Source organism: Janthinobacterium sp. 61 (genome assembly GCF_002846335.1).
Classification (GTDB): Bacteria; Pseudomonadota; Gammaproteobacteria; order Burkholderiales; family Burkholderiaceae_D; genus Janthinobacterium.
Map to the genome: position 1 here is coordinate 3,581,461 of NZ_PJMQ01000001.1, position 22,516 is coordinate 3,603,976.

19 protein-coding genes are annotated in these 22,516 nt (G+C 63.2%); 4 read left to right on the forward strand and 15 right to left on the reverse strand.

The features are described from left to right. Positions 1-26: 26 nt before the first annotated feature. The 6 genes from CLU92_RS16380 to CLU92_RS16405 all read right to left on the reverse strand — a co-directional run bounded on the left by CLU92_RS16380 (position 27) and on the right by CLU92_RS16405 (position 9,310). On the reverse strand, positions 27-5,330 hold the full coding sequence (locus CLU92_RS16380; RefSeq protein ID WP_101482756.1) for an Hpt domain-containing protein: 5,304 nt from the start codon (positions 5,328-5,330) through the stop codon (positions 27-29). Between the two features lie 40 nt (positions 5,331-5,370). Beyond that, entirely contained in the window at positions 5,371-7,608 is a 2,238-nt protein-coding gene (locus tag CLU92_RS16385) for a methyl-accepting chemotaxis protein (RefSeq protein WP_101482757.1), read from the reverse strand. Further along, positions 7,608-8,222: a chemotaxis protein CheW gene (locus CLU92_RS16390; RefSeq protein WP_306821369.1), complete on the reverse strand. Its 615-nt coding sequence runs from the start codon at positions 8,220-8,222 to the stop codon at positions 7,608-7,610. Before CLU92_RS16390 ends, CLU92_RS16385 begins: the two co-directional genes overlap by 1 nt. A 26-nt stretch (positions 8,223-8,248) precedes the next feature. Next, positions 8,249-8,614: a response regulator transcription factor gene (locus CLU92_RS16395; protein WP_101482759.1), complete on the reverse strand. Its 366-nt coding sequence runs from the start codon at positions 8,612-8,614 to the stop codon at positions 8,249-8,251. A 35-nt stretch (positions 8,615-8,649) separates the two neighbouring features. Next, positions 8,650-9,072 (reverse strand): response regulator, encoded by a 423-nt coding sequence (locus tag CLU92_RS16400; RefSeq protein WP_101482760.1) that lies wholly within the window; start codon positions 9,070-9,072, stop codon positions 8,650-8,652. A gap of 85 nt (positions 9,073-9,157) precedes the next feature. After that, positions 9,158-9,310, reverse strand: coding sequence for a rubredoxin (locus CLU92_RS16405; protein WP_010401308.1), 153 nt, complete (start codon positions 9,308-9,310; stop codon positions 9,158-9,160). Positions 9,311-9,406: 96 nt separating this feature from the next. Here CLU92_RS16405 and CLU92_RS16410 point away from each other — a divergent pair, with 96 nt between their 5' ends. Both CLU92_RS16410 and hemL read left to right on the forward strand, forming a co-directional pair. Next, positions 9,407-10,264: a hydroxymethylpyrimidine/phosphomethylpyrimidine kinase gene (locus CLU92_RS16410; protein WP_101482761.1), complete on the forward strand. Its 858-nt coding sequence runs from the start codon at positions 9,407-9,409 to the stop codon at positions 10,262-10,264. Between the two features lie 50 nt (positions 10,265-10,314). Further along, positions 10,315-11,604: a glutamate-1-semialdehyde 2,1-aminomutase gene (gene hemL, locus CLU92_RS16415; RefSeq protein ID WP_101482762.1), complete on the forward strand. Its 1,290-nt coding sequence runs from the start codon at positions 10,315-10,317 to the stop codon at positions 11,602-11,604. 125 nt (positions 11,605-11,729) lie between these two features. Here the strand turns inward: hemL and CLU92_RS16420 are convergent, their stop codons facing one another. The 9 genes from CLU92_RS16420 to mpl form a co-directional block, all read right to left on the reverse strand. Continuing rightward, positions 11,730-12,446 carry an HAD family phosphatase gene (locus CLU92_RS16420; RefSeq protein WP_101482763.1) on the reverse strand — a complete coding sequence of 239 codons (717 nt, stop codon included), beginning with the start codon at positions 12,444-12,446 and terminating at the stop codon, positions 11,730-11,732. Positions 12,447-12,756: 310 nt separating this feature from the next. Then, complete coding sequence (gene corA, locus CLU92_RS16425) at positions 12,757-13,722, reverse strand: magnesium/cobalt transporter CorA (protein ID WP_101482764.1); 966 nt, start codon at positions 13,720-13,722, stop codon at positions 12,757-12,759. A gap of 222 nt (positions 13,723-13,944) precedes the next feature. Next, positions 13,945-14,733 (reverse strand): monofunctional biosynthetic peptidoglycan transglycosylase, encoded by a 789-nt coding sequence (gene mtgA / locus CLU92_RS16430; protein ID WP_373918168.1) that lies wholly within the window; start codon positions 14,731-14,733, stop codon positions 13,945-13,947. Next, positions 14,673-15,530, reverse strand: coding sequence for a shikimate dehydrogenase (aroE, locus tag CLU92_RS16435; protein WP_101482766.1), 858 nt, complete (start codon positions 15,528-15,530; stop codon positions 14,673-14,675). The genes mtgA and aroE overlap by 61 nt, the downstream gene beginning before the upstream one ends. Next, on the reverse strand, positions 15,527-16,384 hold the full coding sequence (locus CLU92_RS16440; protein WP_101482767.1) for an energy transducer TonB: 858 nt from the start codon (positions 16,382-16,384) through the stop codon (positions 15,527-15,529). Before CLU92_RS16440 ends, aroE begins: the two co-directional genes overlap by 4 nt. A 131-nt stretch (positions 16,385-16,515) precedes the next feature. Continuing rightward, entirely contained in the window at positions 16,516-18,603 is a 2,088-nt protein-coding gene (locus tag CLU92_RS16445) for a ribonuclease catalytic domain-containing protein (protein ID WP_101482768.1), read from the reverse strand. A 2-nt stretch (positions 18,604-18,605) separates the two neighbouring features. Then, a complete protein-coding gene (locus CLU92_RS16450) occupies positions 18,606-19,220 on the reverse strand; it encodes a chorismate lyase (protein WP_101482769.1) in 615 nt (204 codons plus the stop codon). Continuing rightward, positions 19,217-19,801, reverse strand: a complete 585-nt coding sequence (locus tag CLU92_RS16455) for a YqiA/YcfP family alpha/beta fold hydrolase (protein WP_101482770.1) — start codon at positions 19,799-19,801, stop codon at positions 19,217-19,219. Before CLU92_RS16455 ends, CLU92_RS16450 begins: the two co-directional genes overlap by 4 nt. Beyond that, positions 19,798-21,186: a UDP-N-acetylmuramate:L-alanyl-gamma-D-glutamyl-meso-diaminopimelate ligase gene (gene mpl, locus CLU92_RS16460; RefSeq protein ID WP_101482771.1), complete on the reverse strand. Its 1,389-nt coding sequence runs from the start codon at positions 21,184-21,186 to the stop codon at positions 19,798-19,800. The genes CLU92_RS16455 and mpl overlap by 4 nt, the downstream gene beginning before the upstream one ends. 115 nt (positions 21,187-21,301) lie before the next feature. Here mpl and CLU92_RS16465 point away from each other — a divergent pair, with 115 nt between their 5' ends. After that, complete coding sequence (locus CLU92_RS16465) at positions 21,302-21,940, forward strand: hypothetical protein (protein WP_035822115.1); 639 nt, start codon at positions 21,302-21,304, stop codon at positions 21,938-21,940. A 19-nt stretch (positions 21,941-21,959) separates the two neighbouring features. Next, positions 21,960-22,511 (forward strand): TlpA disulfide reductase family protein, encoded by a 552-nt coding sequence (locus tag CLU92_RS16470; RefSeq protein WP_101482772.1) that lies wholly within the window; start codon positions 21,960-21,962, stop codon positions 22,509-22,511. The last annotated feature ends 5 nt before the right edge of the window (positions 22,512-22,516 follow it).

Consider the following 22,516-nt stretch of genomic DNA (forward strand, 5'->3'; position numbering starts at 1 on the left):
GGTTACGCGCTGCGCGCTAACCCGACCTACGCCACCTCACCGCCCAGCAAGCGCCCCACTTCCGCCAGCAATTCTTCTTCCTGGAACGGCTTGCCGAAATACGCATCCACGCCCAGTTCAAACGCGTGCGCGCGGTGCTTGTCGGCACTGCGCGAGGTGATCATGATGACGGGGATGGCGCGAGTCTTGTCATCGCTGCGCACATTGCGCGTCAAGTCAAAACCGTCCATGCGCGGCATCTCCACGTCGACCAGCAGCAGGGCCGGCATGGCAGCCGGTTCCAGTGCATGCAACTGCTCCAGCGCATCGAGGCCATCCTTGGCCAGCAGCACCTGGTAGCCTTCGCGCTCGAACAGACGCTGCATCACGCGGCGCACCGTCAGCGAATCGTCGACCACCATCACGCGGATGGCAGGCACGGCCAGTGCGCTGGAGGCGGCATGCTGTTCGCTGCTGGCCAGCGCATACTGCGACAGCAGTTCCGGGTGATGCTCCAGGTGCTGCGCCAGCGCCACCGGATTGAGGATCAGCACGATATCGCCCGTGCCCAGTACCGTGGCGCCGGCGATGCCCGGCATGCGCGCCAGCTGCGGCCCCACATGCTTGACCACGACCTCTCGGTTGCCCACCACGTCATCGACCTGCAGCGCCAGCCTGTCATTGCCATTCCTGAGCAGGAGCACGGGCGCATAGCGCAGCGTGGCCTGCGCCACCGGCGTTTCGCCCAGCATGGCCGACAGGTGATGCAGTGCCAGCGACTGCCCGTGCGACGCGATGCACCCGGCTGCCCGCACCTGCTCCAGCTGTTCGCCTTTCAGGTGCAGCACCTGCTCCACCAGCACCGATGGCAAGGCATACATCTTGCCGTTCGCCGCCAGCAGCACCACTTGCGTGACGGCCAGGGTCAGCGGCAGGTGAATGGTGAAGCGCATGCCCAGGCCGGCTTGCGTCAGCGTCTCCACGCGGCCGCCCAGGGCCAGCGCTTCAGAGCGCACGATATCCATGCCAAAACCGCGGCCTGCCAGTTCCGTCAGGCTGTCGGCGGTGGAAAAACCCGGCGTGAAAATCAGCTCGGCCGCCTGCACGTCGCTCAGAGGCGCATCCGTCGCCACCAGGCCGGTGCCGTGTGCCTTGGCGCGAATGCGTTCCAGGTCGAGCCCAGCGCCATCGTCGGAAAATGCAATCGCCACTTCATTGCCCTGCTGGCTGACCTGCACCAGCAGCTCGCCCGTCTCGCTCTTGCCCGCCACCAGGCGCGCTTCGCGCGGCTCGATGCCGTGCACGATGGCGTTGCGCAGCAGGTGCTCGAACGGCGCGGCCATGCGTTCGAGCACGCTGCGGTCGATTTCCACGCCACCGCCGCGGATGTCGAGGTTAACGCGCTTGTCCACTTCCTTGGCGCTTTGCCGCGCCACACGGAACAGCCGTTCGGCGATGCTGGCAAACGGCACCATGCGGATCTGCATCAGGTCGCGCTGCAGCTCGCGCGTCAGCCGCGCCTGCAGCACCAGATCGTCTGTCACCGCATCGACGCTGTGGCTGAGATTTTCGTGGAACGAGGCCACGTCGTTGACGCTTTCGGCCATCATGCGCGTGAGTTCCTGCAGGCGCGTAAAGCGGTCGAATTCGAGCGGGTCGAATTCGCGCTCGCTGCCGACGGCCATGCGCGAGGCGATCTGCGATTCGGCCTGCATTTCCACTTCGCGCAACTGGCGCCGCAGACGCGCCAGGTTGTCGGAAAACTCGGACAGCGAAGCGCCCAGCACGCCGACCTCATTTTCCATTTTAGAACGCGTGATCGACACTTCGCCGGCCTGGTTCACCAGGCGGTCGAGAATATCGGCGCGCACGCGCACCAGCGCCGCCTTCGGTTCGGCGGCCGGCGTGTCCTCCATGCCCGGCAAGGGCAGCAACGGTTGCTGCAACTGCTCGAACAGGTGCAGCGCATGGTCGTAATGGGCCAGCAACTCCTCGAAGGCCTGTGGCGTGGCGGTGCCCGCGTGCAGCATGTTTTCGATATGCGTCTCGATTTCATGCGCATGCTGGCCCAGGCGCATGGCGCCGGCCATGCGCGCGCTGCCTTTGACGGTATGCAGGGTGCGCAGCAGCATCTGCGCCTGGCTGCTGTCGTGCGGCTGCTGCTGCCAGCTGCGCAGCGCCTCGCCGATCTGCGGCAGCAGGTCGGCGCCCTCTTCCAGGAAGACAGACAATAGATCGAGATCGAGTTCATCGCTGATGCCGGCGCTCGCTGCCAGCAGCGCGGCCGCATCTGGCGGCATGATGGCCGGCGCCGGCGCTTCCGGCACGGCGTGCTCCAACGGCGGCGCGTGTTCGAAGCCGGCGTCGAACAGGTCGTCGCTGGCGCCGCGGTCGTGTGCCTGCGCCTGCACCTGTGCCGGCGCCGGCGCATCAGCCGGCCGCAGTGCATCGGCGACGATGCTCGCATACGCCGCCTCGAACAGGGTCTCGAGCTGCGCCGCAGGGATCTCGGCCAACGCGTCATCCTGCGCTTCGGGCGGCAGCACCGGCGTACCGACGATGCTGGCGTAAGCGGCCGCAAACAGGGCGTCGAGCCGGTCTTCCTGGCTCTCGCCGGGCGGCGCCGTCAAGGTGCGCCACAGGGTGTTGAGCGCTTCGATCATGTCCGGCTGCGATGGTGCCAGGTCGCCCAAGGCAAACGCCTGCAGCATCTGCGCGATGCGCTGCGTGGCCTGTTCCAGCACGTCGTGCTGCCCGGCGCGCAGGCCGGCCAGCGGCACCACCACCGTTTCGATCACTGTCTCTAGCGCGTGCGCCAGGTCGCGCAGGGACTGGAAACCGACCGTGCCGGAAGTTCCCGCCAGGGTATGCACAGCTTGCAGCGCCTCCGCGCTGACGGCGCGCTGTTCATGGCGCCATTCGCCGAAGTCGCGCGTGAGCACGCGCAGCAATTCATCCGTCTCGGCCAGGTAGATGTTGTACAAGGGGAGGCTGATGCGCAGTTCGCCGACGTGCTTGAGGTTATCGTCAGGCGCGTCGTGGGCGGCGGGCGCCGTGGCGGATGGAAAGCCGATCACATTGCCGTTGCTGGCCACGGGCGTCGCCGCGCGCGGCTTGCGCAGTTCAAACGGACCGCCTTCGCGCACGCGCTCGGCCGCCGCCAGCAGCATGCCGGCCTCGCGCTCGCGCCCTGCGCCGCCTTCCAGTTCGGCCAGCCATTCGCTGAGCTGGTACCAGCCGTAATTGAGCAAGGTAAACAGATCATCGCTGACGGGGCGCGCTTCGGCCAGCCAGGTATTCATGACACGTTCGATGGCGCCGGCTGCTTCGGCAAACTGCGCCAGGCCGATCATGCGGCTGCTGCCTTTCAGGGTGTGGAACGAGCGGCGCAGCATGGCCAGGTGGTCGCCGCTGGCGGCCTGCTCGCGCGGCAGAGCCAGGGTGGTGTCAATGAAGGCCAGTACTTCGCGCGCTTCGGCGATGAAGATGTCGAGCATCTCGGCGTCGACACCGGTCACTTCTGGCGCAGCATCCATGCCAGCAGGCGCGGCGGGCGCCAGCGCCTGGTCGAGCAAGGGCACCGGCACGGCGCCGGCGGCGGCGACTTTTTCAAATGGCAGGGCGCGGAAGGTGCCGGCGACGGCATCGAAATGGAAACGCCCGCTGGCCGCTTGCGCGTTGCGGCCCAGCATATCGACAAAAAAGCCCAGTGCGCTGACATTTTGCGCGATCTCGTCGAGCGCCTCGGCATGCGCCTTCGCATTGGCATCCGCATTTGCGTCACCACCAGCCAGCTGCCGCACGGCCGCGTCAACCTGCAGCACTGCGGCGCGCGCATCTTCCTGTCCCAGCCCGGCCAGCTGCTGCTGCAACTGCCCCAGCACAAGCGCGACGCCAGCGAGGCCCCCCGCCCTCGCCCCCGCTGCATCCGCGTAATAGGCGTTAAGCACCTTTTCCACCTGGCGCAGGCCCGTCTTCATTTCCTCGGCCAGCGCGGCGACGGTCTGCCCCTGTTCGATCTGGCGCGACAGCTCGCCCGCCGTGACGGGTGGCGGCGCTTCGCCGGCCAGCAGCGCCTGCAGGCGTGCGGCGATGGTTTCCGCATTGCCGGCAAAATCGTCGGGCAGGCGGCGCACCTGCTCCAGGCCCGTATCGGCAAACAGCAGCGCCATGCCGATTTCATTCTCCAGGGCCGCGCTACGCCCGCTGGCCACGGCTTGCCGCGCCACCGCCGCGCATTCGCGCAGCAGGCTGGCCAGGGCCGGCTGCTTCAGGGACTCCACATGTGCCGCCACCTCTTGCAGCGACGCGTCAAAATCCGTGCCCAGAACAGGATCGAGGTCGGCTTGCGCCAGGCGGCTCCAGCTGGCGCGCGCCTGCGCCAGGGCCGTGCGGGCGCCTTGCAAGGCATCCTGGTCGACTTGGCCATAGCGCCGTGTTTCCACGTCGGCGGGCACCTGTCCCTCCAGCGCAAAAGCGGCACGCAGCTGGCGTGCCTCCGGCGTCGGCTCAGTGGCGGCCGCGATGAAGAACAGGGCGTCGCGCAGCATCGGTTCGGGCAGGCTGGCCGTGCCCTGCGCCAGGCGGCGCAATTGCAGGTTGATCAGGCCGAACAGCTGTTTGACGTTGAGCGTGCCCATGCCCTCGCCGCTGGCCGCCAGTCCGGCAAACGCCTGCATGGCGAACCAGAAGGTGCGCGCCGGCGCTTCTTGCTGGGCGTCCGCCACCAAGGTCAGGGTGGCATGCAATTCGCTTGCGTGCTGGCGCCGCGCAGCATCATCCTGCGCCTTCAGGAAGGGCAGCAATGACTTTTCAAAGCGCCCGCGCCAGGCCGGATAATCGGCCAGCGGGGGCGCGTCCGCCAGCGCGATGGCATGCCCTTCCAGCATCGATGAAGGTGGAAAAAACAGGTCCGCCGGGTGTATGCGCTCGGCGCCCAGCATGGTTTGCAGGGCGCGGTAGTAGGGGAACAAACGCGTCGGCTGCGGTGGCGTGCCGACCACCAGGTCTTCCAGGTATTCGATCAGGGCCTGATACAAGTCGGCGACAATCTGCGCATGGTCCAGCGTGTATTCCAGGCTGCCGTCGCGAAAGCGCGCCAGTGCCTGTTCCGCGCCGTCCGTCAGCAGGCTGGCGCCGGCTACGTCCACCATCACCAGCGCGCCATGCGCCTGGTGCAGGTGCGAGCGGGCATGCTGCAGGGCCGTGGCGCGTTCCTCGCGCTCGCGGCCACCCGCTTCGAACAGCGCCGTTTTCGAGCGGCCCAGCGCTTCGCGGATTTCCACCATCACCCACGACAACGGTTCACTGTCGAACGGTTTGGACTGCTGTGGACTATCAGGTGTGCTCATGCATGCCTCGGTAAAAAAATCGCCTGGACTGGCGCAGCGTTCAGGCGGCGACGCGGAAGCGCGACACCGAATTTTTCAGTTCCTGCGCCAGCATCGACAGTTTATGGATCGATTGCGCCGTTTGCTGCGTGCCATCCTGGGTCTGCTCCGTCACGCTCAGGATATGCTGGATATTCAAGGCTACGCCGCTGGCCGAACCGGCCTGCGTGCCCGTGGCGAACGAGATGCCCTGAATCAGTTCGGCCAGGTGTTTCGACACCTGGCTGATGTCGTTCAAGGCAGCGCCGGCCGCGTCGGACAGGTGTGCGCCCTCGACCACGCCCTGCGTGGATTTTTCCATCGCGCGGGTAGCATCCTGGGTATCGGCCTGGATGGTGCGCACCAGCGCGCCGATCTGCTTGGCGGCAGCTGCCGAGCGTTCTGCCAGGCGCTGCACCTCCTCGGCGACAACCGAGAAGCCGCGCCCCGCTTCGCCAGCCGATGCAGCCTGGATGGCGGCGTTCAGCGCCAGCACGTTGGTCTGTTCGGTGATGTCGGAAATGAGCTCGGTGATTTCGCCGATTTCCTGCGACGATTCGCCCAGGCGCTTGATGCGCTTGGAGGTATCCTGGATCTGCTCGCGGATTTCATGCATGCCCTTGATGGCATTTTCCACCGCCGTCGCCCCCTGCTGCGCTGCCGCCACCGACTGGCGTGCCACGTCGGCCGAGACACTGGCCGACTTCGACACGTCGGTAATCGCATTGGCCATTTTGACCACGGTGGCGCTCACGCCCTGGATTTCGCGCGACTGCTGCTGCGAAGCGATCAACAGCTTGCTGGAGATACTTTGCGCCTGCGTCGAGGCGCGGTTGACCTGTTCGGCCGTCGCCGTCACGCGCCCCACCAGGCCACGCAATTCCTCCACCGTGTAATTGACGGAATCGGCGATAGCGCCCGTGATGTCCTCCGACACGGTGGCCTGTACCGTCAGGTCGCCGTCGGCGACCTTCTGCAATTCGTTCATCAGGCGCAGGATGGCCGCCTGGTTCTGGTCATTCTTGGCCTTGGCCTGCTCTTCCTTTTCCTGCGACAGCAGGCGCAGGATTTCCGCTTCCTGACGCCGCCGCTCGGCGTCGCGCGTACGGTTGACGGAGTCCTGCAGCAGCACGCGGCCGATGCCGGCCGCCGCGATCAGGGTCAGCAATACGCCGCCAACCATCATCCAGAAGGCCATGCCCAGGGTTTCCTGGTTCACGTGGTACATCTGCTGCAGCAGGGTCAAACGCTGGCGCAGGTCTTCGTTCTCGTTGAAAATCAGCAGTTCGGCGCTCTTGGCCGAACTGAATTTATCCAGCCGGTCGAGTATCGACGAAACCAGCTTCTGGTAAGTGTCGAAACTGGCTTTCAGCGCCACCAGCCGGTCGCGCAGTTCGGCGTCGCGCGTGGGCGCCAATTGCAGCGACATGCTGCCGTTGAGCAAGCCTTCGACGGCGGTACGGAAATACGTCGTGTCGCGCCCCAGCGAAAATGCCGTTTCCGAGCTGATGCTGCCCGACGACAGAAACTCGCTGGCACTGCGACTCATGCGCTGGCTCAGCATCATCAGGCGGCCGATGACGGCCAGGTCGCGCGCGTTGCCGCCGCGCTGCACCTTGAGCGCCGCTATTTCCTCGGTCTGCGCCAGCAGCGCCGGCGACAGTGCGTTCAATTGCTGCAAGGTCTTGTCGAATTCACCCAGCTCCGTTTTCAGGCGCAAGATGGTGCTGGCCGCGCGGTCGCTGCTGGCCCACTTCTTGCGCGCGTCGGCCACCGCCGCCAGCAGGCCGGAACGCGACTCGCCGATATCGCGGCCGTGATACGTCCCGCCGCGCAGCATCAGGCGGAAATCCTGGTTCAGCTCATTGCGGCTTTCCTCGAGCTGGCGGAAGGCTTCCGGATTACCCTGCACGGCATTCGGCGCAGCCTTGCCGATGCGCTGCGAATGCATTAACGCGTCGCTGGCCAGCTGCGTCTGCGCCGAGGCGATATTGCCGCTGCGCGTATTGAGGCCGACGAACAGCAGGCTGGCGGCCAGACTCAGGGCCATCACCGTCGACAGGATGCTCAATTGCCTTTGCAGCGGCAAATGGCCGATCAGCGGCAGCTTCAAGTCGCTGACCGGTGCCTTGGCCAGCGACTTGCGCCGTCCCAGCGCGTCGCGCAAGCGCAGCGGCAGGTCGGCCGCCGCGGTCGGCCCGTCAGCAACGTGGTCCGTCTCGGGCATGCCGGTAGTCAGGATAGGAGAATTGGCGCCCATCAGCGTATGTCCTCGTGGTCGGCGAATCCGCCAAAACCGGCATCAAGGAAGCGTTCCGATTGCGCCAGCTGCGCCAGGTCCAGGCGCAGCCACTGCTGCCCTGCGCTGTCGCACAGCGTCTGCGCCGCCCAGGAAGGCACCTCGCGAGGCGCCTCCGGCATGGGCATGGATTGCATCGTGCGCAGCTGGCGCAAGCCCAGCACGCGCTCGACCAGCAGTGCGCAATTGAGGCCCAGGCGGGGAGAAAACGTGATGATGCGGCAGTGGCTGCCGGGCGCGCAGGCCGGTTCGCCCATGTAGCGGGCCAGGTCGACAACCCCCGTCAGGCGTCCGCGCATGGCCGCCAAGCCCAAATACCAGTCCTGCGCCAGCGGCACGCCCTGGATCTGCACCCCGGCGGCAATGACGATTTCACCGAGCTGCGTCAGATCGAGCAGGCACGGCCGGCCACCGAGCATCACGCCCAGTTCCTTGCGCGCTGCCAGCGCGCCGCTGCGCGCGGCCTGTATCCGCTCGATCAATTGCAGCTGATACTGGCGCAAGCGCCCCTGCCGCGCCCCCATATCGAAAGATGACATGGCGGCAGCGGCAGGCGGGAAGGCCGCTGTGGACACGCCGTGACCTGGCATCGTTTGCATTCTCAGGAAATCGCGGCAATCTTGGCCAGCAGCTCGGCTTCGACCACCGGCTTGACCAGGTAATCGCGCGCGCCCTGGCGCAAGCCCCAGATACGGTCCGTTTCCTGGCTCTTGCTGGAACAGATAATCACCGGCACGTCCTGCAGTTCGGGATCGCGCGCAATCGCGCGCGTGATCTGGAAGCCATTCGCACCGGGCATCACCACGTCCATCAGGATCAGGTCGGGCCTGGCCTGCTTCAGTTGCGCCAACGCGTCGGCACCGTCCTGCGCCGTGACGACGGCATAACCGGCACGCACCAGCATCTCGCTCAGGTAATAGCGTTCTGTCGGCGAGTCATCGACGATCAGAATTGTGTGTATGGCCATCTGCTTCCTTGCTGCGTTGTCAATCAATAAACCACTTACTCAAATTGCCTGGCCAGGTGCAGCCGCACGGCTTCCAGCAGCGCCTCGCGCGCCAGCGGCTTGACCAAGCAGGCGCTGGCGCCTGCCATGGCACCGCGCGCGCGGTCAAACAAGCCCTCCTTCGACGACAGCATCAGCACCGGCGTGGCATGAAAGGCCGCACTGGCCTTGATCAGCGCACACGTGCGGTAGCCGTCCAGGCGAGGCATCACAATGTCGCACACGATCAGCGCCGGCTGGCAGTCGGCGATCTTGGCCAAGGCCTCGAAGCCGTTTTCCGCCACCACCACGCGATAACCTGCCTCGCGCAAGACCTTTTCGGCCGCGCTGCGGCTGGTGGCGCTGTCGTCGATGACCAGTATCGTGGCGCTGGCGCACACGGCATCGGACGGTGCCTCTGGCAGAATTGGACGCGACATGTAATTATTCGACAATCTTTCATACCATAGCACAGGCTGCCGCGATACCAGCGTGCGGCAGCACCATCCCAGGGTTCTGGATTAGTTAAAGCGCCACCATCTCGAAATCATCCTTGCGCGCACCGCATTCAGGACAGGTCCAGTTCATCGGAACATCGGCCCAACGCGTGCCGGGAGCGATGTCTTCGTCGGGCAGGCCGGCCGCTTCATCATAAACCCAGCCGCAAATAAGACACATCCACGTTTGGAATTGCTGCGTTGTTTCGTTGCTACTCACGTTCTGCCACCCTTCAATCAAGTAAAATGCTGAATTAGGTATCTTAATCTACCCGCCGTGCAAAACCAAACTTCTCCCCTCATATTAAGCTTCGGCGTGTCCGATCCGGTCGGCGCGATCGGTATCCAGGCCGACCTGGCCACGTTTTCAGCCTTCGGCTGCCATGGCCTGTCGGTCACCACGGGCCTGTTGATCAGCGATACCGCGCGCGTGGAAGACGTGCAAGCGGTCGACCCGGACTGGGTTTCCGACCAGGCGCGCGTGCTGCTGGAAGACATGTCCGTCTCGGCCATCAAGATCGGCGCCCTGGGCAGCGTGGAAAACGTCACGGCCATCGCCGAAATCGTCTCCGACTATCCGAACGTGCCGCTGATCCTCGATCCCTTCATTTCGGCGCTGCCGGAACAGGGCATGGACGACGAAGACATCCTCACCGCCGTGCGCCAGCTATTGATCCCGCAAACGACTTTGCTGGTGCTCTCGCCGGTGGAACTGGAGCGCCTGGCAGAAACCTGGCGCGACGCCGACCCGGACGACACCCTGCAAAACGATGTCGATTACCTGGTAGCTCTGGGCTGCGAGTACGTGCTCGTCACCGGCATGCCGGCCGACGCCAGCAAATCCGGCACGGCCGAAGGCAAGTTGCGCGCCAATACCCTGTTCGGCGAGGACGGCGTGGTGCGTCACGACGAATGGCAGCACCTGCCGGGCATCTTCAACGGTGCCGGCAGCACCCTGTCGGCGGCGGCCACCGCCCTGCTGGCCCTGGCTGAAAACGAAGACGATGTGCCGCAGGTGGTCGTGGCGGCGCAGGAATTTACCACCGGCGCGCTGGCCCACGCGCAGCGCCACGGCATGGGCAAGCTGGTGCCAAACCGGCAGTTCCAGCAGCAGCGCCAGCGCGGCGTCCAATAAGCACAGACCAGACGACACAGACAACGATCCACTTTCAAGGCACGATTATCATGACGACGACTTCACAGAACGACATCCTGTTTGCCCGCGCACAAAAAACCACGCCAGGTGGTGTCAATTCGCCCGTGCGCGCCTTCCGCTCCGTCGGTGGCACGCCGCGCTTCATCACGCGCGCCGAAGGCCCGTACTTCTGGGATGCGGACGGCAAGCGCTATATCGATTACATCGGTTCGTGGGGCCCGGCCATCGTCGGCCACGCCCATCCGGAAGTGGTGAAAGCGGTGCAGGATGCGGCCGCGCTGGGCCTGTCGTTCGGCGCGCCGACCGAAGGCGAAGTGCTGATGGCCGAGGAAATCACGCGCCTGGTACCGTCGATCGAGCAAGTACGACTGGTCTCGTCGGGCACGGAAGCGACCATGAGCGCCCTGCGCCTGGCGCGTGGCGCCACGGGGCGTGACAAGATCGTCAAGTTCGAAGGCTGCTACCACGGCCACGCCGACTCACTGCTGGTGAAGGCAGGCAGCGGCCTGCTCACCTTCGGCAACCCGACCTCGGCCGGCGTGCCGGAAGATTTTGTGAAGCACACCCTGGTACTTGACTATAACAACGTGGAACAGCTGAAGGACGCCTTCGACAGTTTCGGCGCGGAGATCGCCTGCGTGATCGTCGAGCCCGTGGCCGGCAACATGAACCTGGTGAAAGCCACGCCGCAATTCCTGCAGGCGATGCGCGATCTGTGCACGCAGCACGGTGCTCTGCTCATTTTCGATGAAGTCATGTGCGGCTTGCGCGTGGCCCTGGGCGGCGCGCAGGCGCTGTACGGCATCAAGCCCGACCTCACCGCGCTGGGCAAGGTCATCGGCGGCGGCATGCCGGTGGCGGCCTTCGGCGGCAGCGCGGCGCTGATGCACCACATGGCGCCCCTGGGCGCCGTCTACCAGGCCGGCACCCTGTCGGGCAACCCGGTCGCCGTGGCGGCCGGCATGGCCACCTTGAAACTGATCCAGCAGCCTGGCTTCTACGAGCAGCTGGGCGCCACGGCCAAGCGCCTGGCCGAAGGCCTGACCGCCGCAGCCAAAGAGGCGGGCGTGGTCTTCTGCGCCGACTACATCGGCGGCATGTTCGGCATTTATTTCAGCGCCACGCCACCGAGCAGCTACGCGGAAATGATGGCGGGCGACCGCAGCAAGTTCAACGCCTTCTTCCACGCCATGCTGGACGAAGGCGTGTACTTCGCGCCCGCTGCCTTCGAGGCAGGCTTCGTCTCGGCGCAGCACGATGATGCCGTCATCGACGCCACCATCGCTGCCGCGCGCAAAGTGTTTGCCAAACTAGCGTAAGGTACACACCTGACAAAACCTACTGCGCGTCGCGCTTTGCGGCCGGCGATGCTCACCGTACTAGAGTACGGTTGCGCTTCTCGGCCACAAATCACTGCCGCTCGCTACGGTTTTGTCAGGTGTCGTTACACTGTAGCGCTTTGTAGCACCGCCGCCACCAGCGCCGGCAGGCTGGCCATGTCGTTGAACACGACGTGCGCGCCGGCCGCCTTCAGGCGCGCTTCCTGGCCGGCGGCGATATGCCCGCCGCCGATGAATCCCAATACCGTCATGCCCGCCGCCACGGCGGCCGTCACGCCCGTGACGCTGTCTTCCAGCACCAGGCACTGGCCTGGCCGCACGCCAAACGCGGCAGCCGCCGCCAGGTAGACGCCCGGGTGCGGCTTGGCGTGGCCCACCAGGTCAGGCGTAAAGACGCGTTGATCGAACAGCGGCGCCATGCTAGTGCGCTCGAGCGCCGACAGCACGCGTGCGCTGACGCTGTTCGAGGCCACGGCCTTGGGCAGGGGAATGGCGGCCAGCGCCTGCGCCACGCCGGGCACGGCGCGCAATTGCGCGTCGCAGGCCGCATCGACGGCGTTGCCGATAGCCATGATTTCGTCGGCCGGCAATTGTGGCAAGCCCAGTTCCTTGTAAATATCCTGCATCAGCGGCACCAGGCGCTGGCCCAGGCGCGGCTCGATCAAGCCTTGCAGGGTAACACCCTCGGGAAGGTTCGGCAGGCGCGGCGCCAGCAATTCCAGCAGCGCTTGCAGGGCCACGGCTTCGCTGTCGATCAGCACGCCATCGCAGTCGCTGATCAGATGGGTGAAACGCGGTGGGGTAGTGGCGGTATCAGGCATGGACTCTCCAGAAAGCAACGGTGACGGGAAATGCGGCGGCCGGCCGGCCAAGGCTGGCATCGCACGATCATAGGTGGAACAGGCGGACGCTACTACGCAGAAAACGTCTCAATGACGATACTTTTCTGCAAAAAGCAGACTACGGGGGGAAGAATCGGGCGCCAGGCAAGCGCTGACGGAAAAATACCAATTCAATACCACGCAATACCAATGATTATCGCTGATTTTTGAATTTGCTGCGTTCGCCTTGGAATCCGGGACGCAGCCCGGTGGCGTATCCGGAACGCGGACGCGTCCCGGCGAAGAATGCTTATTTCAGCCAGCCGCGATGGCGGAAGTACAGGAAGGGCGCGATGGCGCTGGTGATCATCAGGCCCCAGGCCCACGGATAGCCAAACGACCATTCCAGTTCCGGCATCAGCTTGAAGTTCATGCCGTACACGCTGGCGATCAGGGTAGGCGGCAGGAAAGCCACGCTGGCCACCGAGAAGATCTTGATGATCTTGTTCTGGTTGATGTTGATGAAACCGACGGTGGCATCCATCAGGAAGTTGATCTTGTCAAACAGGAACGAGGTATGGCCATCGAGCGATTCGATGTCGCGCAAAATCTGCCGCGCTTCCTCGAACTGCTCGGAATTGAGCAAGCGGCCGCGCATCAGGAAACTCACGGCGCGGCGCGTATCCATCATGTTGCGGCGGATACGGCCATTCAAATCTTCCTCGTGGGCAATGGCATTCAGCGCTTCGGCTGCGTGGGCATCGGTAAATTCCTTTTGCAGCACGCGCGTGCTGACTTCTTCCAGGTTCTGGTAGATGCCTTCGAGCACGTCGGCCGAATATTCGGCATCGGTGGCGTACAGGTCGAGCAGCACGTCCATGTAGTCGGCAATCGAGCCTGGCCGCGAGCGGGCGCGCATGCGCACCAGGCGGAACACGGGCAAGTCGTCCGTATGCATGGAAAACAGGATCTTGCGGGCAAGAATGAAGGCTACCGTGATGACGCGCGAGGGGCCATCGTCCTCTTCGCGCAAGAAGTCCGTGCGCAGGTGCAAATCGCCGTTTTCCGCTTCGTAATAGCGCGCCGACGCTTCAATATCCTTGACTTCGTCTTCGCCCGGCAGGGTAACGTTGTAAATGGCCTTGACCCAGCCCCGTTCATCGTCGGTGGGATCGGTCAGGTCGACCCACACCGGTTCGGCATTTTCGAGGTCTGCGCGGCTGTCGATCGGCACCTGGTTGAGCCGGCCATTCTGTAATACAAAGACATTGATCATGCGCGCTCTCAGCCGGATGTTGGGTTATCGTGATGTGCTGGCGCTTGCGCCAAAAATGAAAACAGCGCAAGTGTACCCGCAAAGGCCTTTTCACGACCACCCCCCGGCACCGCTTTTTCACGGAAAAAGTGCGGCGTTGCACCAAGCGAGCCGATTAAGATGCTGTGGCGCAATAATGCAGATTAAGCATTCTTAATTTTATGAAAAGAAAGCCAGCGGCCATCAAGGCAATTCAGCCGCCCCCATGCGGCGCAGGATGACACCCGTGCGCCGGTTCAGGTAGCCAGTATCGCGGTGGCGGTCGTAAAAGCGGGGATTCGGCAGCATCACGGCCAGTTTCGCCGCCTGCGCCGCGCTCAGGCCCGCCGCGCTGACGTGATAATAGTGGCGCGCGGCCGCTTCGGCGCCGAAGATGCCCGTGCCGAATTCCACCACGTTCAAATAAATTTCAAAGATGCGCTGCTTATCCATCAGGCTTTCCAGCATGTAGGTGATGATCAGTTCCTGGCCCTTGCGCACATAGCTGCGCGAACCGGACAGGAACAGATTCTTTGCCAGTTGCTGCGTGATGGTGGAGCCGCCCGCCACGACCTTCTGCTTTTTATTATTTTTTTCGTACGCCTTTTGCAAGGCTTCCCAGTCCACCCCTTCATGCTCGGAAAAATTCGCATCTTCCGAGGCGATGATGGCCCGTTTTAAATTGTTCGAGATGCGGTTGTACGGCACCCACGTTTGCTGGATGGTGGCATTGGGATTCTTGTCCTGCAAGGCAGACAACTGTTCGCGCATGAAGGCCGTGCTGGACGGGTTGTGGTCGACCCACCACCAGATTTGCAGGAAGAAATACAGTTGCACGACGATAAAGGCCAGCACGGGCACGATAAACAGCCACTTGATCCAGCCATAGCGGCTGCCGCGACCAGCTTTGGGCGCGCCTTTCTTGCCGCCGCTCACGAACTGCCCCGCATGTGCGCCAGCAAGTCCTGCGTCTGCGGCCGCACGCCGCGCCATACGTAAAACGCTTCCGCCGCCTGCTCCACCAGCATGCCCAAGCCGTCGCGCACCTGCGCGCCATGCTGGGCGGCAAAGTCCATGAAGACGGTGGGCTGGGCGCCATACATCATGTCCAGCGCCAGCGTGTGGCTGCCGAAGACACTTGCGGGCACGGGCGGTAAATCGCCCGCCAGGCTGGCCGAGGTGGCATTGATGACGATATCGAAGACGCCTTCGGGCTGCGTGTAGCCGCAGGCATGCAGTTGACCGGGATGACTGAGCGCATCGGCAAACTGGGCCACCAGCGCCTCGGCCGTGGCCACGGTGCGGTTGGCAATAAGAATTTCCTTCGGCCCCTGTTCCAGCAAGGGCAGCACCACGCCGCGCGCCGCACCGCCCGCGCCCAGCAGCAGGACGCGTTTGCCGGCGATGTCCACGCCCGCGTTGCGCACGATGTCCGCCACCAGGCCCGCGCCGTCGGTATTGTCACCAAGAATGGCGTCGCCATCGAAACGCAAGGTATTGACGGCGCCGGCCGCTTGCGCGCGCGGCGTCAGGACAGTGGCCAGCGCACACGCATCGAGCTTGAATGGCACCGTGACATTCGCGCCCTTGCCCCCTTCGGCGGCGAAACTGCGGGCCGCCAGAGCAAAGCCGTCCAGCGGCGCCAGCCGGCGTTCATAGACCATGGCTTGTCCGGTTTGCAGGGCAAACGCGGCGTGGATCAAGGGAGACTTGCTGTGGGCGATGGGATTACCAAAGACGCAATATTGATCAGAATGTACTTCGCTTGTATTTAGTTCGTGTGTACTCAATTGCTGCCGCCAGTCAGGTTAGCTTCCATTTTTTCTTCGCGCGTAAATTTGAAACGGGTGATGACGACCCACAGGTCATCCTTGTCACTCGACAACATATTCGGTGGGAAACGGCCGAAAGGCGCCGCGCGGCGCACGATGGCCAGGGCCGCCGCATCCAGCGCCGGGTTGCCCGAGCTTTTCTCCACGCGGGCGCCGCCCTCCTTCTGGTAAATCGTGCCGTCCTGGAAGATGGGGATGTAGACGACCAGTTCGCCATATATCTTGCGGCCATTCTTTTGCGGGAAATTCAGGGTGCCTATTTCCTCGATGCGCTTTTGCAGGGTCTTGTAATACATGGCATAGCCGACCTCTTGCGTGCTGGGCGTAATGAAAGTCTTGCGGGGACGCTTGTTCTGGTCTTCCACGGTCTGGCTGATCTCGGCCGCCATGCGCGCGATGGCCTTGCTGCTTTCCATCAAGTCCGAACCGCTGGCCAGGGGATTGGGCTTGTCTTTTTCCGTGACGGGCGCGGCGCTGTAGGGCGTGGTCTTGGCCGCCTGCGTCAGCAGTTCCTGCTGCTTTTGCTCCAGTTCGGCAATGCGTCGGGCGCTGGCCTTGGCGCTATCGCCCTCTTCTACCTTGCGCATGTCGGGCAAGGGCGACTTGGCGCGGCCCTTGTCGGCCTGGCCACCGCCGTCGAGATTGGCTTGCGCCAGGGCCTCGGCCTTCAGCGGCTTGTTCGCATGCTTGGCGTTGACCAGGATCACTTCCAGGCCGGGATCGGTGGCCACGGCCCGCTGCGGGGCCGGGGCGACAAAATGCATCGCCAGCAAGGTGCCGTGCGCCAGCAGCGACACCGCCACGGCGATCATCAGGAAACGATACTCTCGGAAAGACTTCACGCGCAACCCAGTTCGCAACAAGCACAAGATGTGCTGAATTCTACGTCAAAGGGCGGTGCCGGCAACAGTTATCAGCACCGCCTTGTGGCTTGGCGGCGGCCTTACTTGACCTCGGGCTCGCTGACCACGTCCTCGCTGGCCAGTTCCGCCACTTCCGCATCGGCGTCGCTGACCTGGTTCGCCGCTTCCGGAGAAGCTTCCGGCGCCACTTCGACCTCCTCGGCGCCTTCGTCGCCCGCATCTTCCTCGTAGTCGAGCTCGGCGTCGGCCGCCGCATCCGGCACGGCGGCAATTTCCAGCAGGCGCGCTTCGATGCTCAGGTCGACTTCATCCCAGCGCAGCAAGTCCAGTTTCACCTGGGCGCCGCGCGCCACCGATGGCATGCCTGGCAGCTTGATGACCAACGGGATATCGACCAGGCGCAGGATTTCATCTTTCAAGACGACGGCATCGACCTGGCGTGCATTTTCCTGGTGCAGCCAGCGCAAGCACCAGTAGCGTTCCATGTTCGACTGGAAATCGCCATACGCGGCATACGCCGCGTCAAACGCCGAGACGATGGCGAACAAATTCGCATCGCGCGGCTTGAACGGGGCCACCAGCGGTGCCGTCACGCCATGCTCGGCGCAGGCGATAATTTGCCATTGGTTCACCAGGTCCGTGTAGCGGCGCAAGGGCGAGGTGCTCCACGCGTATTGATCCACACCAAGACCCTGATGCGGCGCCGCATGGGTGACCATGCGCACCTGCATTTTTGCCGCCCAGCTATTGCCGCTGCCGCCGCCCTGGCTGCGGTAAATGCCTGGCACACCATGGTCGTGCAGCATCTTGCCCCAGGTACTGTTGGCAAAAATCATCAGTTCGGCGACGATCTTGTCCAGCGGCGCGCCACGCTTGCGGCGCGCCACGGTGACGATGTCGTTTTCCACATAAAAGTTGAAATCGACGCGGTTATTCTGTTCCGGCTTCAGGCCAAACGCTTCGCGCTTCTTCATGCGGCCCTGTTCCAGCTGCTGCGCCCATTGCCACAACACGGCGAAATCGGCCTTGTGCGGGTACTCGCCTTCGCCGCTGGCCAGGGTTTCTTCGTTGACCAGGTCGTCCAGCTGGTTATGGCGCAAATTGCTGGCGATGGGCACCAGCTCGGCGCGCGTCTGCGTGCTGATTACCGCCCACTCCGCTTTCGGGTCCAGGGTCGCGTACAGCGACAGGGCCGGGCACGTCGTGCCTTCCGCGAGCGTGAAAGCATTCACGATTTCGTCCGGCAGCATGGTGATCTTGTCGCCCGGCATGTAGACGGTGGACATGCGCTGGCGCGCCATCTTGTCGATCACGTCTTCCGGGCGGATGCCCAGGCCCGGCGCGGCGATGTGGATACCCACCTTGATCGTGCCATCCGGCAATGGCTGCACGGAGAAGGCATCGTCGATCTCGGTGGTAGTCACGTCGTCGATCGAGAAGGCGGCCACGTCGGCCAGCGGCAGCTTGGCCGTCACGGACGGCACGGGCACGCTCGGGAAACCGGCGCCCTTGGGGAAGTTCTCGAACAGGAATTTCGACAGGTGCAAATCTTTTGCCGAAGCAATACCACCAACGGCCAGCATCAGGCGCGGCGGCGTCGTGTGCAATTCCGTGCAAGCCGCTTCCAGCGCCTTGTATTCAATCGTATTCTTGTCGGGCTTGAACAACAGTTGCAGCACCATGGGCTGCATGGACGCAGGCAAACGGTTCTGTTTCAGCTCTTCCACATACGCGGCTTGCACCAGCGCCTGCTGTTTTTTCTTTTCGATGCCGGCCAATGCCGCCTTCAAGGACGCTTCCGGCGCCGCCTTGTAGCGACCACGGCCCTTCTTGTAGAAATACACGGGCGCCGAATGCAGGGCCAGGATCAGGCCGGCCGCTTCCGGCGGCAGCGGGGCATGGCCGAAATACTCGGCGCCCAGCTCGGCAAAGCCGAACTCGTCTTCGCCCGCCACTTCCCACAGGAAATCGAGGTCGATTTCGGCGGCCACGGCCTTGGCTTGCTCCAGCAGCTCGGCCGGGGCCGGTTTTTCATACTGCAGCAGCACGTCCTTGGTCTTGACCTTGGTGCGCTTGCCGCTGGCCATTTCGACCTGGTAAGCCTCACCTGCTTGCGACAGGACCGTGCCGACCTTGAAATCGCCGGATTCTTCAAAAAATAGATTCATTGTTATGCTTTGTTCATTAATGTGTCGGTTGCAACGGTGCGAGTGACGGGCTTCAACTCAAACACCGCCGGCAAAAATACTTCGGTTACCAGTAGCAAGCCCTGGTGGCGCTGATACAGGCAGCGGCGGGCAAAAAACAGCGCCTTTTCATCGACGCGCTGCCCTTCCCGTGCCAGCGCCGCCTGCGCCCGCTGTACCAGCGGGTGACCTGCGCGCAAGCGGGCAAATTCAAGAGTGCCGCGTCGCACCATGCGGTCGCCAAACAGGGTCGTGCCCAGCGAGCGCTCGCCCAGCGCGGAAAACAAAGGCCAGTCCGTGGCCGTCGCCTGCATGGGCACGACGGTATGGCCAAACACGGCCGGCCTGTTATCACACCGCAGCAGCACTTCGCGTTCCCACACGCGGCCCGAACGGTGCAGGCCGATGCTGGCCGCCTCGTCGCTCAGGCAGCGTGCAGTTTCCTGATGCAAACATTGCACGCGGAACGCGCTGCTATGCGCTTTCAGCTTGGCCGTCAAGGAACCGCCACCCTTGAGCCAGTGGCGCAAGGCCGGCGGCGCATTGACGGCGTTCACGTGCGCATGCCATTGCGCCTGCCGCAGCGAACCAGGCCTCACCGGGCGGCGTCCGTATGGATGCCACAAAAGGCCAGCACGGGCACCAGGTATGCGGCAAATTCGCTGATGCCATGGTCACTGCCGTCGATGACGCACTGCTGCGCCCCCTGATAATGCGCCAGCATGTCGCGGTAGTCGAGTACTTCATCGCCAGTGGCGGCAATCAGGAAATAGCGTTGCGGCTGCGTAATTTTCTGTACGGCAAACGCGCGCAGCTCAGCTATGTATTCGCGCTTGAACTCGAATGGCTTGTCCGAATGGAACTCAGTCGTCACGCCCACATGCTGCTCCAGGTCGATCAGCGGCACGATGGCGGGGTTGAGCAGCACGGCGCGGCAACCGAGTTGCTCTGCCAGCCAGGTGGCGTAATAGCCGCCCAGCGAAGAGCCGATGATCGTCAGGTCGCCCGGCGCCACGTCCTTGAGCAGCGACAGAGCCAGTGCGATGGCCAGCTTGGGCGAGGCCGGCAATTGCGGGCACAGCCACTCTGCTTCGCGGCCCAGCGCCTGCATCTGCGCGGCCAGCAGGCGCGACTTCATCGACAGGGGCGACGAGCGAAATCCATGCAGGTACAGAATCATCGGCCCAGCGCCTCCAGCAATTTCTGGTGCACCCCGCCAAAGCCGCCATTGCTCATGACGACGACCTGGTCGCCGGGACGGGCGCTAGCGACCACGGCCGCCACCAGCATATCAATGTCTTCATAGGCGCTGGCAATCTTGCCCAGCGGCGCCAGCGCGTCGCCCAGGCTCCAGCCCAGCGCAGCATGGCTGCCGAAACCGAAGACCAGGTCGGCATCCTTCAGGCTGCCCGGCAGCGCATCTTTCATGGCGCCCAGCTTCATGGTGTTCGAACGTGGTTCCAGCACGGCCAGGATGCGGCCGCTGTCGCCGACGGTTTGGCGCATTTTTTGGCGCAACCCGCCCACGGTGGTGGCAATGGCCGTCGGGTGATGCGCGAAATCGTCGTACACGGTGATATCGTTGACCACGCCGCGCACTTCCATGCGCCGCTTGACACTCTCGAATGTGGCCAGCGACGCGCAGGCCTGGGCAATAGGCACGCCCACGTGGCGCGCGGCGGCGATGGCCGCCAGCGCATTGCTGCGGTTATGCTTGCCCGTGAGCGCCCACGCCACATGGCCTTCCTGCTGGCCATTGAAAACCACGTCGAAGCTGCCATCGGCCTGCTCTTGCAGTTGCCAGTTGGCATCTTGGCCAAAACATTCCTTTTCACTCCAGCAACCGCGCGCCAGCACGCGTTGCAGCGACGCTTCGTCGCCATTGAACACAAGGCGGCCGATGCCGGGCACCGTGCGCACCAAGTGGTGGAATTGCGTCTCGATCGCGTGCAGATCGGGGAAGATGTCGGCGTGATCATATTCCAGGTTATTCATGATCGCCGTCTTCGCATGGTAATGCACGAACTTGCTGCGCTTGTCGAAGAAGGCCGTGTCGTATTCATCGGCTTCGATGACGAAGAAGTCCGAATCGGCGCTCTTGCCATCGATCTTGCCGCTGAGGCGGGCAGAAATGCCAAAGTTCATCGGCACGCCGCCGATCAGGAAGCCGGGCGCATAGCCCGCGTCTTCGAGTATCCATGCCAGCATGGCCGAAGTTGTCGTCTTGCCATGCGTTCCGGCCACGGCCAGCACCCATCGATTGCGCAAGATGTGTTCGCCGATCCACTGCGGTCCGGAGACATATGGCAGGCTGCGGTTGAGGATTTCTTCCACCAGAGGGTTGCCGCGCGAAACCACATTGCCAATCACATACAAATCCGGATTCAACTGGGTTTGTTCCGGATCAAAGCCTTGGATCAGTTCGATTCCCTGCGATTCCAGCTGAGTGCTCATCGGCGGATAGACGTTGGCATCGCAACCGGTGACTTTATGGCCGGCTTCCTTGGCCAGGACGGCCAGACCGCCCATGAAGGTACCGCAAATACCGAGAATATGAATATGCATGTGATCAGTGCGAAAGGTGCACGCTAAAGTAAGTAAGACGGTGAGCTAAAAAAGGGCAAGTGTAGGATTTTACCTGACGCCATGACTTTTTCCGCTTCGGAGTATCATCTCGCTCATGACGAACGATGCATTTGACGATAGCGCGCAGTTGCGCCTGGAAATCGCCGCCGCTGCCGCGCGCCTGGTGGCGCAGGATGGCGCCGACTATGGCAGCGCCAAGCGCAAGGCCGCGCGGCAGGTACTCGGCGACGCGCCGAACCGGCCCAATATACTGCCTGACAACGACATGATCGAAGAGCAGGTGCGGCAATACAATGCCCTGTTCCTGGCCGACAGCCAGCCGGCGCGCCTGTTTCAGCTGCGCACGATTGCGCTGCAGGTCATGGAAGCGTTGCAACAATTTCATCCCCTGCTCAGCGGCCCCGTGCTGAACGGCACGGCAGGCCCCCACGACGAGATCTATTTGCAGCTGTTTGCCGAGAGCGCCAAAGATATCCATATCTTCCTGCTCAATAAAAATGTCGTGCTCGACATGTCGGAAAGCCCGCATTTCAAGGGAGCGCGTTATGATGCGGTCGAGACGGCCAGTTTCTTATGGAAAAACGAAGGCGTGCATGCAGCCATGTATGAGCTCGACGACATGCGCGGCGCGCTGAAAGCCAAGGCAGATGGAAAAGTGCTGCGCACCGATATCGCGGGTCTGCGCAGCCTGCTGGCCGCCAGCCTCGCCGATGGCGTGCCGGCTGCCGACTAACATTGATATAGATAAAGTTATGACAAAAAAGAATTGGATCGCCTGCGCCATCGTGGCACTGATGTTTGGCGGCATGGGCGCCTACGTGGGCATGCATAAAGAGAAGGAAAAAGCGGGGCCTCTGACGACGACCATCGCGCCGGGCGCGACGGGTCCCGTCAACGAACTGTATGCACTGTCCCTGCCGGACGCGGCTGGCGCCACGCAAGCCTTGTCGCAATGGAAAGGCAAGAATTTGCTGGTCAATTTCTGGGCGCCTTGGTGTCCGCCTTGCGTGGAAGAAATGCCGGAGTTATCCGAAGTGCAAGGGCACTATGCGGCGAAAAATCTGCAAGTCATCGGTATTGGTATCGATTCGGCCAGTAATATTGCTACTTTTGCCAGCAAGGTCAAGATCGCTTATCCCGTGTATGTTTCCGGCCTGAGCGGTACCGACCTGTCGCGTCATTTTGGCAATGCCACGGGCGGTTTGCCCTTTACGGTGCTGATCGGCGCCGATGGCGAAGTCAAAAAGACCTATCTGGGCCGCTTGAAATTTGATCAGTTGCGCGCCGATCTGGATAAATTGTAAATTCG